The sequence below is a fragment of the Veillonella sp. CHU740 genome (assembly GCF_003992055.1).
Lineage (GTDB): Bacteria > Bacillota > Negativicutes > Veillonellales > Veillonellaceae > F0422.
On sequence record NZ_RQVD01000002.1, the window covers coordinates 16,159 to 30,116 of the forward strand.

At 37.0% G+C, this 13,958-nt stretch carries 15 protein-coding genes; 12 read left to right on the top strand and 3 right to left on the bottom strand.

Annotated elements, in window-relative coordinates; all coding sequences use genetic code 11:
* Positions 1-180: 180 nt before the first annotated feature.
* The 9 genes from EO115_RS08360 (at position 181) to EO115_RS01440 (ending at position 8,646) form a co-directional block, all read left to right on the top strand.
* Positions 181-321 (top strand): hypothetical protein, encoded by a 141-nt coding sequence (locus EO115_RS08360; protein ID WP_164724024.1) that lies wholly within the window; start codon positions 181-183, stop codon positions 319-321.
* Positions 314-517, top strand: coding sequence for a hypothetical protein (locus EO115_RS01405; protein WP_062402683.1), 204 nt, complete (start codon positions 314-316; stop codon positions 515-517). The genes EO115_RS08360 and EO115_RS01405 overlap by 8 nt, the downstream gene beginning before the upstream one ends.
* An 856-nt stretch (positions 518-1,373) precedes the next feature.
* Complete coding sequence (locus tag EO115_RS01410) at positions 1,374-1,964, top strand: hypothetical protein (protein ID WP_126937215.1); 591 nt, start codon at positions 1,374-1,376, stop codon at positions 1,962-1,964.
* A gap of 17 nt (positions 1,965-1,981) precedes the next feature.
* Positions 1,982-2,254 carry a DNA/RNA non-specific endonuclease gene (locus tag EO115_RS01415; protein ID WP_126937216.1) on the top strand — a complete coding sequence of 91 codons (273 nt, stop codon included), beginning with the start codon at positions 1,982-1,984 and terminating at the stop codon, positions 2,252-2,254.
* A complete protein-coding gene (locus EO115_RS01420) occupies positions 2,254-3,798 on the top strand; it encodes an immunity protein YezG family protein (RefSeq protein ID WP_126937217.1) in 1,545 nt (514 codons plus the stop codon). Before EO115_RS01415 ends, EO115_RS01420 begins: the two co-directional genes overlap by 1 nt.
* A gap of 184 nt (positions 3,799-3,982) precedes the next feature.
* Positions 3,983-5,044, top strand: coding sequence for a tRNA 2-thiouridine(34) synthase MnmA (mnmA, locus tag EO115_RS01425; protein ID WP_062402723.1), 1,062 nt, complete (start codon positions 3,983-3,985; stop codon positions 5,042-5,044).
* Positions 5,045-5,055: 11 nt separating this feature from the next.
* Positions 5,056-6,855 (top strand): translation elongation factor 4, encoded by a 1,800-nt coding sequence (gene lepA / locus EO115_RS01430; RefSeq protein ID WP_062403449.1) that lies wholly within the window; start codon positions 5,056-5,058, stop codon positions 6,853-6,855.
* On the top strand, positions 6,855-8,015 hold the full coding sequence (gene hemW / locus EO115_RS01435) for a radical SAM family heme chaperone HemW (protein ID WP_164724025.1): 1,161 nt from the start codon (positions 6,855-6,857) through the stop codon (positions 8,013-8,015). Before lepA ends, hemW begins: the two co-directional genes overlap by 1 nt.
* Positions 8,016-8,055: 40 nt before the next feature.
* On the top strand, positions 8,056-8,646 hold the full coding sequence (locus EO115_RS01440; RefSeq protein ID WP_126937218.1) for a nitrite reductase: 591 nt from the start codon (positions 8,056-8,058) through the stop codon (positions 8,644-8,646).
* 414 nt (positions 8,647-9,060) lie between these two features.
* On the opposite strand, the gene EO115_RS01445 is transcribed toward EO115_RS01440, so the two are convergent.
* The 3 genes from EO115_RS01445 to EO115_RS01455 are packed head-to-tail and all read right to left on the bottom strand — an operon-like array spanning position 9,061 to position 10,049.
* Complete coding sequence (locus tag EO115_RS01445; protein ID WP_126937219.1) at positions 9,061-9,420, bottom strand: hypothetical protein; 360 nt, start codon at positions 9,418-9,420, stop codon at positions 9,061-9,063.
* A gap of 55 nt (positions 9,421-9,475) precedes the next feature.
* Positions 9,476-9,790 (bottom strand): type II toxin-antitoxin system RelE/ParE family toxin, encoded by a 315-nt coding sequence (locus tag EO115_RS08545; protein WP_126937220.1) that lies wholly within the window; start codon positions 9,788-9,790, stop codon positions 9,476-9,478.
* Positions 9,777-10,049 carry a type II toxin-antitoxin system Phd/YefM family antitoxin gene (locus EO115_RS01455; RefSeq protein ID WP_126937221.1) on the bottom strand — a complete coding sequence of 91 codons (273 nt, stop codon included), beginning with the start codon at positions 10,047-10,049 and terminating at the stop codon, positions 9,777-9,779. Before EO115_RS01455 ends, EO115_RS08545 begins: the two co-directional genes overlap by 14 nt.
* A gap of 487 nt (positions 10,050-10,536) precedes the next feature.
* Between EO115_RS01455 and hrcA the strand changes: the two genes are divergently transcribed.
* Genes hrcA through dnaK form a run of 3 tightly spaced genes read left to right on the top strand, consistent with a single transcriptional unit; the run spans position 10,537 to position 13,946 of the window.
* On the top strand, positions 10,537-11,541 hold the full coding sequence (gene hrcA / locus EO115_RS01460; protein ID WP_126937222.1) for a heat-inducible transcriptional repressor HrcA: 1,005 nt from the start codon (positions 10,537-10,539) through the stop codon (positions 11,539-11,541).
* 20 nt (positions 11,542-11,561) lie between these two features.
* A complete protein-coding gene (grpE, locus tag EO115_RS01465; RefSeq protein WP_126937223.1) occupies positions 11,562-12,065 on the top strand; it encodes a nucleotide exchange factor GrpE in 504 nt (167 codons plus the stop codon).
* 54 nt (positions 12,066-12,119) lie between these two features.
* Positions 12,120-13,946, top strand: coding sequence for a molecular chaperone DnaK (gene dnaK, locus EO115_RS01470; RefSeq protein WP_126937224.1), 1,827 nt, complete (start codon positions 12,120-12,122; stop codon positions 13,944-13,946).
* Positions 13,947-13,958 lie beyond the last annotated feature (12 nt).

Consider the following 13,958-nt stretch of genomic DNA (forward strand, 5'->3'; position numbering starts at 1 on the left):
AATTTAGTTATCAATATGCTAAGGAGGATTAAAATAGGTGATTATGCAGAGGATTAAAAATAATCTTTATCTATATAAACTTTTTTCGGTAAAGTGGTATAATAAAAGTAATCATAAAATGACATAGATTAACTATGAAAGGAATTTTAGAGTTGATAGGTATGAAAAATTATATTGAAAGTGTACGTAGTATTAGCGATTGCTGTATTTATTGCTAAAATTTATACAGGGTTAGATTGGAGCTCCTGGATTAATGGCTTTGTTGTTAGCTATGTAATTACAATCATAACTAAACTGTTAGGGGGAGATAAGGATGCCTAGAGGTGGAACACGAGAAGGTGCAGGTCGCAAGGTTGGGTGGCGTAAAGGATATAGCGAGGCTAGACAAGGTCATCAAATCCGATTGCACGAAGATGAATGGGAAGTAGTTAAAGCATTTGCCAACTTAGTAAAACAAGATATTAATAAAGCAAGAGAAAAGTTAAAAGAATTAGAAGATGAACTGCGAAAAGTCTAATTATTTATTGTTGCTTTAATAAATGATTGAATATATTAATACCTAAAAAATTATAACATTACACAATTCTAAAATATAATAAGGTTTATACAGAATGGTAAGACTACAAAAACAATATGAAACAGTGAATACCGTAAAATATAATTATTATCCCAATAATGGAACAGATTATGGGACATTTTCAGTAGATAAAACAACTCTCAACTTTACGGTTGAATGCTTAGATCCAATCTATCCGGAATTATTTTTTTTCAAAGCTTTAATAAAAGTCAAAGAAATGATTGCAAATAATGATTGCAAGGATGAAGCAAGCATTATATGGTATTGATTAATTTAACTTGAAGTTTTATTGATAAGAATTATATCGGGTATTTTCAGCATAATTTATTTAAAGAGCTTTACAAATTACTAATATTTTTAGTAGAATAGGTATAAGAACTTCTCGAGGTAGAAAATTTGTGGCCTCTACACAACTAGAAATAGGATTGAGATGTGGGGTAAGCGACACCCACCGAGAAGTAGAATAACCACCTACATAAGTAGGTGGTTTTTTATGTATTAAGACATAGTAGCTGAAAAGGGGCACACATATGGGTTACCTATTCTAAATTAGTTTATCAATATGATATGATGTAAATATAGATAAAGATCAGTGAGAAATTAGGAAGTTTTTAATAGATGATTTTATGAAAGTATTATATATTGTGATGAATACTTAAAGTCACGAAATATAGATTGGAGAGTTGAACCTACATTTGAAGATAGTTTCCAATTATTTCCGTAAATGTTATAAAAAATAACTGAACTATCTATCTTTTACATATTCTAATTTTATATTTTTAGCAGGTGATGTAGTATGCGCAAAGCATGTGTATGGTTTTTAATAATTGTGGCGATAATAGGTCCACTCTATCTATATATTAATATTCATCGGTATATGGATATAAAAACGTTTTTTCGATATGAGATAACCTATTTCTATGAATTAAGAGATTACTTTAATAATCTTACTATAGAAAACAAGATGTATAGGTATATTGTAAAAGGTGATTATTTATATACGTATGGAGTATCAGGATATACAAAGATAAAATTAGGGTTAGGTATACATATTATTAAAGTCTTAAATGTGGAATATGAAAAAAATTATATTGCTGATGTAGAAGGAAGAGGTTCATTTTATTCAAGTATTGAGGACCTGAGATATGGGTATTTAGATAATATTATTTTTTTTACAAATTTTGAAGATATGGATGATGAAGATCTAGATACCTTTTATTTGTTGTATAAAGAAGTGAAGGATGTTGAAGAACATTTATCGATTATAGAAAAATACCCTTATGGTTACAAGGATGGAAAAAAAGTAACACAAGGTCTCCGGGAATTAAATAATTCTTTAGTTAAAGAATATAGGAAAAGGAATGGAGAAATAAAGGAGACCAATTAAATGCAGATGATGACCGATTGCTAGGTAATGAAGGTGGATATCTGATAGCTCGAATCTTTGGTGGCTCAGGAGAATTAGATAATCTAGTTGCTATGGATAAGATTGTGAATACTAGTAAATACAAAAAAGTAGAAAATCAATGGCAAAAAGCATTGAAAGAAGGAAAGGAAGTGCAAGTAACGATAGATATAGTATATGATGGAGCAAATAAAAGACCAAAAAAATTTAATATAAATTATGTTATTGATAAAGAAAAAGGGACAGAAAGCTTTTTAAATGGAGGCTCATAATGTTTGCAGAAGAAAAAAAGTTGCTGATGGAAAAAAAATTAATACAGGCAACTAGAGAACTAGGCGATACATGTATCCCTGGCAATTGGTCAAAGATATTAGTTTATGCTGAAGTAAGCTCAATATCATATACGAGCAGTTTTATAGTCGTATATAATGATGATTCTTTTATAGTTGAAAATGATTTATTTATAATTTCTAACTATACTAGAAAAAACATTTCAGATTTAGGGCTAAAATTAGGAGAAATAGCACACAGTGCTTATAGTAGTATAGCGAATGAAGAGGATTATCTTTTGGAGTTTGTTGAGTTAGAACTGGACTCTGATGGAAACAGTCAAATATATTATCATGAACTTCCACTAGAGTATGAATATTTCTCTACACCAAGAGTAATCTGGCAGTATAGAAAGATAGGGTATAAATGTCGTGTTTTTTGGGACTATGAAGCATCTAGTTTGGTGAAGAAACAAAATATCACACCAGAAAAAGTGCTCAAGAATAGGATTAAATCTATTGATTTAGTTGATATTTTGAATAATATAATAAAGAAAAAGCCTCTTTATTTAAGAGATTTTATTTCTAAGGAATGTAAAAACATGTATTTTCATTTGGATACAATTGGCAATAAGGAAAGATTAAATATCTATATTGAGTATGCGGATAATACATGGATTAAAGAACGAAATATACAATCAAAATTTGCTGGTATTAATGATTTTAGAGTGGCAGCTCTTTATTGGGACTGGACTGATGAGTTTAATAGTATGCATACAATTTTAGGAAAAAAATATACATCCTTAGATTGTATATTTAATATTTCTACTGGTGAACTCTCTTATGTATATGACAATGTCACAGAAGATAATTTTACTGATGAGCTAGCTTTAGTAGAAGCTTGGGAAAAAAGATATTTCTCCCCAGATGGAGAACCATTGCATACGTATGCAATAGCACCGCACGAGGGATGCATCACAGGGACTATGCACATAGACATGTCTCAGTTTATTGAAGAGGAGGTAGAGGAAATGGTTGATGTAGATCCAGCTATAGAATTTACAGGAGAAGATATCCACGATTTAATTCCACAATATCTTCAAAATAGTTACGATATTTTGTATTCTATCTTGCCAGGTACATTTCATCGAGTATACCTATATGTAGAGAATGATGGAACCGTATGTCGTCAACTAGGGTATATCATTGTCGATGGTGAATACCTCACTTTTGAGGAAATGATAGACCGTAACGTAGTTTCTAAGACTACTTATGATGCTACGATGGAACAAATGGCGTTGTGGTCGAATTATATGCGAAATGCATTTATTGCATGTCACCTTGAACCGTGGACGGTGTTCTCCTATATGTTAGATGAAGAACTGCATATTTCCAATAACTTTGGTTACGATGTATTAGCAGAACAAGCATATGAGAATGAACTCTTTGACCTATGGTCCTATGAGAAACTAGGCATTAAGAGTCCTAACTTGCCTGAAGATAAGTTAGCGAATATTGTACCAGAAAATGAATATGCAAAATTTTAATACACAGAATATGCCTATAGAACAATCAGAGGGTCTATAGGCTTTTATATTCCCCAGATTCTTGTAATATACCTAGAAAGTACGTTATAATATAGTGATATGTATAAGTATAATTTTTTGTTCAATTATACATCTTCAGACTTTCAATCTGTTTTGATGTATCAATTTGATGGTAGGAGATAATATGGACAAAGTATATGCAGTAGCTATGAGCGGTGGCGTAGATAGTTCTTTAACCGCTTCAATGTTATTAGAACAGGGGTATAAGGTATTTGGTATTACCTTGCGTTTGTGGGTCAGCGACACGGAGGAAGACGAAATTCCCCAAGCTGTGGTGGATGCGAAGAAGATGTGCGATTTTCTTGGCATTGAACATCATGTAGTAGATGCGAAAGATATTTTCAAAGATAATGTAGTAGATTACTTTATCACGGAATATTCCAATGGTCGTACACCGAATCCATGCGTGTTCTGTAATCGCAATATTAAATTCGATTTGCTATTACAGCGTGCCTTATCCTTAGGGGCTACACACATGGTGACAGGTCATTATGCGCAGGTTATGTACAATGAGGCAGCACAGCGGTATGAATTACATAAAGGTGACGATCCAACAAAGGATCAAAGTTATGTATTGTACACGTTAACCCAAGATATTTTAAAACATTTAGTCTTTCCTTTGGGGAATCAACCAAAAACGAAAACTCGCGAAATGGCTCATGAAAAAGAATTGCCTGTATGGGATAAACCAGATAGCTTAGATATCTGTTTCTTGCCGAATCACAATTACCAAGGGTTCATCGAAAAAACATCGAAATCGAAACCTAAATCAGGGCGTATTGTCCATGAAAATGGTGAAGTGTTGGGTACGCATAATGGATTATACAATTATACAATTGGACAACGTAAGGGCTTGGGTATTGCCTATGCATACCCTCTCTATGTTGTGAAATTAGATGGCGAAACAAATGAGGTTATCGTTGGTCCTAATGAAAGTTTATTCTCTCGCACGATGTTGTGTAAAAACTATAACTTCCTAGATGGAGTTGTGCCCACATCATTGCAAGCGGAAGGTAAGATTCGGTATGCTGCGAAACCATCACCATGTACTGTTACTTTCACAGAGGACGGTACTATGAAAGTTGAATTTACGGAACCACAACGCGCCATTACACCGGGGCAATCCGTCGTATTCTACGAAGGAAGTCGAGTTCTCGGTGGTGGTGTAATAGATATTGTTTGTTAGAAAGGGAAGTCATGAGTACATCACATATTCGTAATTTTTGTATCATTGCTCATATTGACCATGGTAAGTCCACGCTGGCGGATCGTTTAATCGAAGAAACTGGGTCTTTGACGAAACGAGAAATGCAAGCCCAAGTCTTAGACTCTATGGACCTAGAACGGGAACGGGGCATTACGATTAAAGCCCAATCCGTTCGTTTATTGCACACCGCAAAGGATGGGCAAGAGTACACATTAAATTTAATCGACACACCGGGTCATGTGGACTTCAGTTATGAAGTATCCCGTTCCTTGGCAGCTTGTGAAGGGGCTTTGTTGGTGGTGGATGCTGCACAAGGTGTAGAGGCGCAAACTTTGGCCAATGTGTATTTAGCATTGGAACATGATTTGGAAATCATTCCTGTCATTAATAAAATTGATTTGCCAAGCGCAGATCCTGAACGTGTAAAACGTGAAATCGAAGACGTTATCGGCTTAGATGCATCTGACGCAATTTTGGCCAGTGCTAAGTCTGGCATTGGTATTCAGGATATATTAGAAGCGATTGTAGAAAAAATTCCTGCTCCACCAGATCATTCTGATAAACCAGCACGTGCCTTAATTTTTGACTCTCGCTTTGACTCCTACAAAGGTGCCATTGCATACGTGCGTGTGCAAGAAGGGTCTTTGAAAGTAAAAGATACCATCCGTATGATGCACAGTTCTAAGGATTTTGAGGTCACTGAATTAGGCGTATTTACACCGCATTTATTACCAGTCCAAGAATTACCATGTGGCTCTGTAGGCTGTGTAGCAGCAAGTATTAAAAACGTTCGTGACTGCCGTGTAGGGGATACCATCACAAAAGCCGATAATCCAGCGGAAGAACCATTACCAGGTTACCGTAAAGCTGTGTCCATGGTATATTGTGGTCTTTACCCAACAGATTCCAAAGATTATGAAAACTTACGTGATGCCTTAGAAAAACTAAACCTAAACGATGCTGCTTTAGAATACGAAGCAGAAACATCCTTGGCATTAGGCTTTGGATTCCGTTGCGGTTTCCTTGGTTTGTTACACATGGACGTTATCCAAGAACGATTGGAACGGGAGTATAATCTATCCTTGATTACGACGGCTCCAAGTGTAAACTATAAGGTATACAAAACAAATGGGGAAGTCATCGAAGTGGATAACCCTGCCAAATTACCGCCACCAACTGAAATTGACTATGTAGAAGAGCCATATGTAAAGGCAACCACTATCGTTCCTAAAGATTATGTAGGGGCCATTATGGAACTTTCACAGGACAAACGTGGGGAATACATCAGTATGGAATATATTGATGAAAGCCGTGTATCCATCGTGTATCATTTGCCATTAGGGGAAATCATTTACGATTACTTTGATAAATTGAAATCTGCTACGAAAGGCTATGCATCCTTGGATTACGAATTGATTGGCTACCAACAATCTCCAATGGTGAAAATGGATATCTTGCTAAATGGAGATCCTGTCGATGCCTTGAGTATTATCGTTCACAAAGATCGCGCTCAATTACGTGGCCGTGCCCTCGCTGAGAAATTAAAAGAATTGATTCCTCGTCAAAACTTTGAAATTCCAATCCAAGCGGCAGTAGGCACAAAAATTGTAGCTCGTGAAACGGTAAAAGCATGGCGTAAAGACGTATTGGCAAAATGTTACGGCGGTGATATTTCCCGTAAACGTAAATTGCTAGAAAAACAAAAAGAAGGTAAAAAACGGATGAAAGCTGTAGGGTCTGTAGAGATTCCACAAGAGGCATTCATGGCGATTTTGAAAGTAGAAAACTAATGCATACAACTCGTATTCCAGTAGGTCACAGGGGAATGTATATCCACATTCCCTTTTGCCGTCAAAAGTGTACCTACTGTGATTTCCCTTCGTACCAAGGATTAGAAGACTATTTTGATGTGTACGCCTATGCGTTGCGCCAAGAGATTGAATCTAGTCAGTCCCTGTTAGGAACAGAGCCCTTCGATACGATTTACTTCGGCGGTGGAACACCGACGGTGTTGTCCATTAAGGAACTAAGTCGTATATTAGATACGGTGTACAAACATTACACTATTAGCAGCGATGTGGAAGTTACCATTGAGGCAAACCCTGGTGAAGTAGATACACAATACTTGCGACACTTATATGAGCTTGGCATCAACCGTATCAGTTTTGGTGTGCAAACATTTCGTGATGACCATTTGCGTGTATTGCACCGTACTCATACGGCAAAGATGGCACAGCAAGCTGTTCTAGATGCCCATGAGGTAGGCTTCCGCAATATTAGTATTGATCAGATTTATGGATTACCGGAACAAACATTGGATGACGTTTCTTATAATCTAGAAGTCATTCAGTCTTTGCCCATAAATCATATCTCTATCTATGGCCTGCAAGTGGAACCTAGTACTTTATTGCATCGCCAAGTCATGGACCATTCGGTCATATTACCGTCTGAAGATATGTGCGAACAGATGTACGACTACCTTATGGAAGGGTTAGAAAAACAGATGTTCGATAGATATGAAGTTGCTAGTTTTGGTAAAGATGGGGCTTTCAGTCGTCATAATATCAAATACTGGCATGGTGCTGATTACATCGGCTTTGGTGCCGGTGCCCATTCCTATGTGGGGAATCGGCGCTTTCAGAATACCCCTTACGTGGTGCCTTACATCCATAAGATTGAAATGGGTGAAAGTCCTTGCATAGAGGAAGAAATCATCACGAGCCCTCGTGACTATGAAGATTTTTGCTTTCTTGCGTTGCGTACGAAGTGGGGGTTAGAACTTAGTTTGTTTGAAGGTCGATTTAATTTAGACTTTCACAATATATATGGATCTGTTATTGCAGATCTAATGCGTAAACAATTGCTTGTTTATGAAGATGATGCTTATCGTCTCACTAAGGAAGGGGCCAAGCACGGCAATTATGTGTTTAGTCAGTTCCTTACGTCCTAAGTAGGAATGTACGCCCATACAGTTAATTTAGGAGAGTTTTATGAAAACAGCAGTTATTTTACATGCCTTATTCAGTGAGTTCACATACGAACAAATGGAGGCAATTTTTAGCCTAGCGAAAGAACATAATGGAAAGTTCCGTATCGTTCCTACAGGCATTCAAATTTATGATATTACAAAAGAACAAAAAGAATCCATCTTGGAGCACTTACCAGATGGAGTGGTGCAAGTACAACATAAATCGGTGAACTCCATCGTGGCATGCCGAGGTACAGATGGATGTAGCCATGCCTTTATGGAAACCATTCCGATGGCGACCATGGTAGACCAAAAACATTACGGCAAAGATATGCCGAACAAAATTCGCATCGGCATCAGCGGTTGCCCACGATGCTGTGCTGAATCCATGATTAAAGATATCGGTCTAGTGGGAAAACCAAATGGCTTTACCTTAGTAGCAGGTGGCACAAGCGGCGCCTTGCCTCGAAAAGCAATTACCTTGCTAGAAGGACTATCCCCAGAAGAAGCAGAACAAAAAATCACGGAGCTCTTAGAATGGTATAGCACTAATGCGAAGCCAAAAGAGAAGTTTGAGCATGTGTTACAACGATTGGGGAATCCATTCGAGTAGTCACTTGTGATGCTATGCAATCTTGTGGCTAGTGGTTAACTAAGCAAAGAGAAGAGCGCGACATATTCCTCCACAAACTGATCCTACGGTAGGTTTGTTCCGGAACATGTCGCGCTTTTCTTATGTTTCTGTGATTTAGGTAATAACGAGTGCCAGAAGATCTGCTACGCATAATGGCATTCCTCAGAGGGGGAAGGACGTGTTATTTGTTCGGAACATATCGCACTTTTCTTATGTTTCTGTGATTTAGGTAATAACGAGTGCCAGGAGATCTGCTACGCTTAATGGCGTTCCTCAGGAAATTATGAGTACCATAATACATAAAAAGACCAGTACAAGTTACATGCTTGATGTCTTGTACTGGTCTTTTGTATTTATTTTGAATGATGCATTGAATAGTATCGAAGAAGTATTTTATGCGAGAGTTTTATAAAACACCCCAGCTTTTGGATTCGTAATACGTAGTTTAAGTGGTTCTTCATCTTGTATGATGTATAACGTATCTTCTTCAAGTCCAGTCCATTCTAATGATATGGAAGTTTCACCTGTAGTGATACCAAGTTCTTCCAAGTGAGGGATATACAGCAGTCGTACTCCTTTGGGGAGGAGTGTACTGCTTTTTTTTATGAAGAGTAATTGCTCCCTGTGATTTGCATAGTCCAATATATGCTCTAATTCATGGTGATGTTCTTCGTTGATAACATCATGAATACATGTATGCTCGATATGTATAAAGTTTTCAATCGTATCTCGCTGTAGTGTGATAAGTTTCATAATATGTGTTCCTTCGTAGTGGTTCGTTGAAAAGTGCATTTTATACATGGATATATTATAGAAAGTTCATCCAGTTTTGTCGTGAATGAAGGATTCTATGTACATGTATTGATTTAGAATCTTCATCTATTGTAAAGAATAGAATGTATTTTTTTATAAGACACTTTCTAAAGCCTTTTTTTCTTAGATATGGATCAGAAACCAATACATATCTATGTGGCATTAAAGAAAGGTCGTAAAGTGTGTTTTCTATTATTTCTACAAAATTAGCTGCCGTAAATGGCGCGCTAAGAGAGTGATTTATATAGTAAACAATCTGCATGAGATCTTTTTGAAAGGAATCTGATACGTATACGTTATAAGTTTCCATTCGTAAGTGCCTCTTTTATATTTTTCATAGAATCTTCAAGAGTCATACTACGACCATTTTTAAAATCTATTTCACTTTCTTCAAGTAGATGATATAATTCGTATCTTGCCATAAGATTATTGTAGGAATCTATACTCATAACAGCTAGATCGCCTCGACCGTTTTTAGTAACAAATACTGGTTCACCTGTTTCGTTACAGAACGAAGAAATATCATTATAATTATTTCTTAAATCTGTACTTGATTTTATAATAGGCATTGTAGTTCCCTCCTTTTCAATCTACAGATATTATACTATTATTTCTTTAGAAGTACAATTATTTAGCACCCAACCTCCTTAATTGTGTATGAGATAGTGGGATATGTCAGATGAATATATTAGTTAAGAATAACAAAAGAAGAACAATGTTAAGATCCACGTCAAACTCACAGCAGATTGGATGTGTTGGTGAGGTATGTCAAGTTAATATACTAATTGATGAGAACCCAGAAGAACACGGCATGTTCCGGAGCAAACCTACCGTAGGATCAGTTTGTGGAGGAATGTGCCGTGCTCTTCCCTTTGCCCAAATCAGACCATGACATACCTCACCAAACCAAACAATCAAAAGTTTGTTTTTTTGACTAATACGGTATTTACTGAACTTTCACCAATTTTTCACTTGACATATGTTGTAAATGTGATACTATATATCTTGTAGTTAGCACTCAACCTTAGTGAGTGCTAATAATAACGAGGTGATACTATGGATGAAAGGAAAGAGCGCATTCTGCGTGCTATCATTCAAGATTACATTAAAACAGCGGAACCGGTTGGTTCTCGTACGATCGCAAAGAATTATGATTTAGGTATCAGTCCTGCGACGGTACGAAATGAAATGGCTGATTTAGAAGATCTTGGCTTTCTTGAACAACCTCATACATCAGCAGGTCGGATTCCTTCGGCAAAAGGCTACCAGTACTATGTAGACACTTTACAGGGGTTTGAAGACGATGCAGCTGAAGATATTCCTGTAATTCAAGAGTTATGGCAGGCTCATCAACAAGAACTAGATGATTTCTTCGTAGAAATAGCAAAGCTTATTTCTCGTATTAGTCATAATGTGAGTATGTTTTTAGCTCCCGCCCATGATTCATCTACCATAACTTATATCCATGTTCTTCCTATCGATGAACATAGAGCAGTCATGGTGGTGGTAACGAATACAGGTGCTTTGGATAATGAACCAATCTATTTTACGGAACCTATCAATACAGAAGAATTAGCCATGCATGCACATCGATTCAATAGTGTACTTCATGATGTATCTATTCAGGATATTACGCAAGAAAACTTAGATAAAATGCGGGTAACTTTAGACTTACAAGATACAACGTATGTTATTTTCTGTGACACATTATATCGAGCCATTGCTAAGCGAAAGTTATTCTATACAATAGGGACTACATCTTTATTAGAACAACCAGAGTTTAATGATATAAAACGGGCCCAACCACTCTTAGCGTTATTAGAACAACAAGATGAGTTAACTCAACTATTAACACCAAACTCTAGTAGTCCTATCGATGTAAAAATAGGTCACTCTAACGAACTGGTGAAAGATATCAGCGTTATCCAAGCAAGTTTCAATGTTCCTCATCAAGTAGGGACCCTCGCTATTGTAGGGCCTACACGGATGGAATATGGACGTATTATGGGTATTCTCGCTTATATCAATAAGTGCATGGAAGAATTACAAGGGAAACAATAAATATTGTAAAGAGGTGAAGTATGGAAGAAAATAAACAAGAAGAAACAGTCACTCCTGAAGTGGAAGTTTTGGAAGAAGATGCTCCTGAAGCAGTAGATCCTACAAAAGAATGGGAGCAACGATATATGCGTTTGCAAGCAGATTTTGAAAACTTCAGACGTCGTACAAACCAAGAAAAAGAACAATTAGGGGTGTTTGTTAAATCGCACGTCATCGAAGATTTACTCCCTGTGTTAGATAACTTTGAAAGAGCACTTTCAGTACCGGAAACACCGGAAACGAAGGCTTTTATGGACGGATTTGTAATGATTCAACAAAGCTTAATGGCAAGCCTTTCAAAACAAGGTTTAGCTGTCATCGAAGCCGTGGGACAACCATTTGATCCAAATTTCCATCAAGCTATCATGCGTGTTCCAGCTGAAGATATGGAAGATGACACTGTGTGTGAAGTATTACAAACTGGCTATACTGTAGAAGGCCGTGTGGTACGTCCAGCCATGGTGAAAGTAGTTCACAATGGATAATTAATAAATAATTATAATTAATATATTAGAAGAAGTATTAGGAGGTCATGTTAAATGGCAAAAGTAATTGGTATTGACTTAGGTACAACAAATTCTTGTTTCGCGGTGATGGAAGGCGGCGAACCAACTGTTATTACAAACCAAGAGGGAGCTAGAACGACTCCTTCCGTAGTAGGTTTTGCAAAAAATGGCGAACGTTTAGTAGGTCAATTGGCTAAACGTCAAGCAGTTTCTAACCCTGAAAACACAATCATTTCTATTAAACGTCATATGGGCACAGATTATAAAGTGAATGTAGAAGGTAAATCCTATACACCACAAGAAATCTCTGCTATGATTCTACAAAAAATTAAAGCTGATGCTGAAGCTCATTTAGGAGAACCTGTAAAACAAGCAGTTATTACTGTTCCTGCATATTTTACTGACTCTCAACGTCAAGCAACAAAAGACGCTGGCACTGTAGCAGGCTTAGAAGTATTACGTATCATCAACGAACCTACAGCAGCTGCTTTGGCATATGGCGTAGACAAAGGTGAAGACGGTAAAATCCTTGTATTCGACCTTGGTGGTGGTACATTCGACGTATCCATCCTTGAATTAGGTGAAGGCGTGTTCGAAGTATTGGCAACATCTGGTAACAACCATTTAGGTGGTGACGACTTTGACCAACGCATTATGGATTATTTAATCAGCGAATTCAAAAAAGAAACTGGTATTGATTTGTCCAACGATAAATTAGCTGATCAACGTTTAAAAGAAGCTGCTGAAAAAGCTAAAATTGAGTTGTCTGGCGTAGCAAGTACACAAATCAACTTGCCATTCATCACAGCTGATGCAACAGGTCCTAAACATTTAGACGTAACATTAACTCGTGCTAAATTCGATGAATTGACTCGTGACCTTGTAGAAGCAACTATCGAACCTACTCGTAAAGCAATGAAAGATGCTGGTTTGTCTGTATCCGATATCGATAAAGTATTATTGGTTGGTGGTTCCACTCGTATTCCAGCAGTACAAGAAGCTATTAAACGAGAATTAGGTAAAGAGCCAACTAAAAACATCAATCCTGATGAATGTGTAGCTATCGGTGCTGCTATTCAAGGTGGTGTATTAGTAGGTGAAGTAAAAGACGTATTGTTGCTTGACGTAACTCCATTGTCTTTAGGTATCGAAACTATGGGTGGTATTTTCACTCGTATTATCGACCGCAACACAACAATTCCTACTTCTAAATCTCAAGTATTCTCCACAGCAGCAGATAACCAACCTTCTGTTGATATCCATGTATTGCAAGGGGAACGCGACATGGCGGCAGCGAATAAAACATTGGGCCGTTTTGAATTGTCTGGTATCCCAGCAGCTCCTCGTGGAGTACCTAAAATCGAAGTTACTTTCAACATCGATGCGAATGGTATCGTAAATGTAAAAGCAAAAGATCTTGGCACTGGTAAAGAGCAAGCAATCACAATTACATCTTCTTCTGGCTTGAGCGACGAAGAAATTGATCGCATGGTAAAAGAAGCTGAAACACATGCAGCTGAAGATAAAGCGAAAAAAGAAGAAGTTGAAGTGAAAAACAATGCTGATAACTTGGTATACCAAGCTGAAAAAGCAGTGAAAGACTTCGAAGGCAAAGCTGATGCAGCGCAATTAGAAGCAGTTAAAAAAGCGACAGAAACATTAAAAGCATCTATTGAGTCTGGCGATATTGAAAAAATTAAAGCTGATAGTGAAGCATTGACAGCTCCTTTATACGAATTGTCCTCTAAAATGTATGAACAAGCGCAAGCTCAAGGCGAACAAGGTGGACAAGAAGCTCCTAAACAAGACGATAATGTAGTAGACGCTGACTACACTGTAGTTGACGAAGACAAAAAATAATAAGAAGGGACA

Excerpts from the sequence above, each read along its gene's own strand:
- EO115_RS01405 (WP_062402683.1), top strand. The coding sequence starts at position 314 with ATGCCTAGAGGTGGAACACGAGAAGGTGCAGGTCGCAAGGTTGGGTGG.
- EO115_RS01410 (WP_126937215.1), top strand. The coding sequence starts at position 1,374 with ATGCGCAAAGCATGTGTATGGTTTTTAATAATTGTGGCGATAATAGGT.
- EO115_RS01420 (WP_126937217.1), top strand. The coding sequence starts at position 2,254 with ATGTTTGCAGAAGAAAAAAAGTTGCTGATGGAAAAAAAATTAATACAG.
- mnmA (WP_062402723.1), top strand. The coding sequence starts at position 3,983 with ATGGACAAAGTATATGCAGTAGCTATGAGCGGTGGCGTAGATAGTTCT.
- lepA (WP_062403449.1), top strand. The coding sequence starts at position 5,056 with ATGAGTACATCACATATTCGTAATTTTTGTATCATTGCTCATATTGAC.
- hemW (WP_164724025.1), top strand. The coding sequence starts at position 6,855 with ATGCATACAACTCGTATTCCAGTAGGTCACAGGGGAATGTATATCCAC.
- EO115_RS01440 (WP_126937218.1), top strand. The coding sequence starts at position 8,056 with ATGAAAACAGCAGTTATTTTACATGCCTTATTCAGTGAGTTCACATAC.
- EO115_RS01445 (WP_126937219.1), bottom strand. The coding sequence starts at position 9,420 with ATGAAACTTATCACACTACAGCGAGATACGATTGAAAACTTTATACAT.
- EO115_RS08545 (WP_126937220.1), bottom strand. The coding sequence starts at position 9,790 with ATGGAAACTTATAACGTATACGTATCAGATTCCTTTCAAAAAGATCTC.
- EO115_RS01455 (WP_126937221.1), bottom strand. The coding sequence starts at position 10,049 with ATGCCTATTATAAAATCAAGTACAGATTTAAGAAATAATTATAATGAT.
- hrcA (WP_126937222.1), top strand. The coding sequence starts at position 10,537 with ATGGATGAAAGGAAAGAGCGCATTCTGCGTGCTATCATTCAAGATTAC.
- grpE (WP_126937223.1), top strand. The coding sequence starts at position 11,562 with ATGGAAGAAAATAAACAAGAAGAAACAGTCACTCCTGAAGTGGAAGTT.
- dnaK (WP_126937224.1), top strand. The coding sequence starts at position 12,120 with ATGGCAAAAGTAATTGGTATTGACTTAGGTACAACAAATTCTTGTTTC.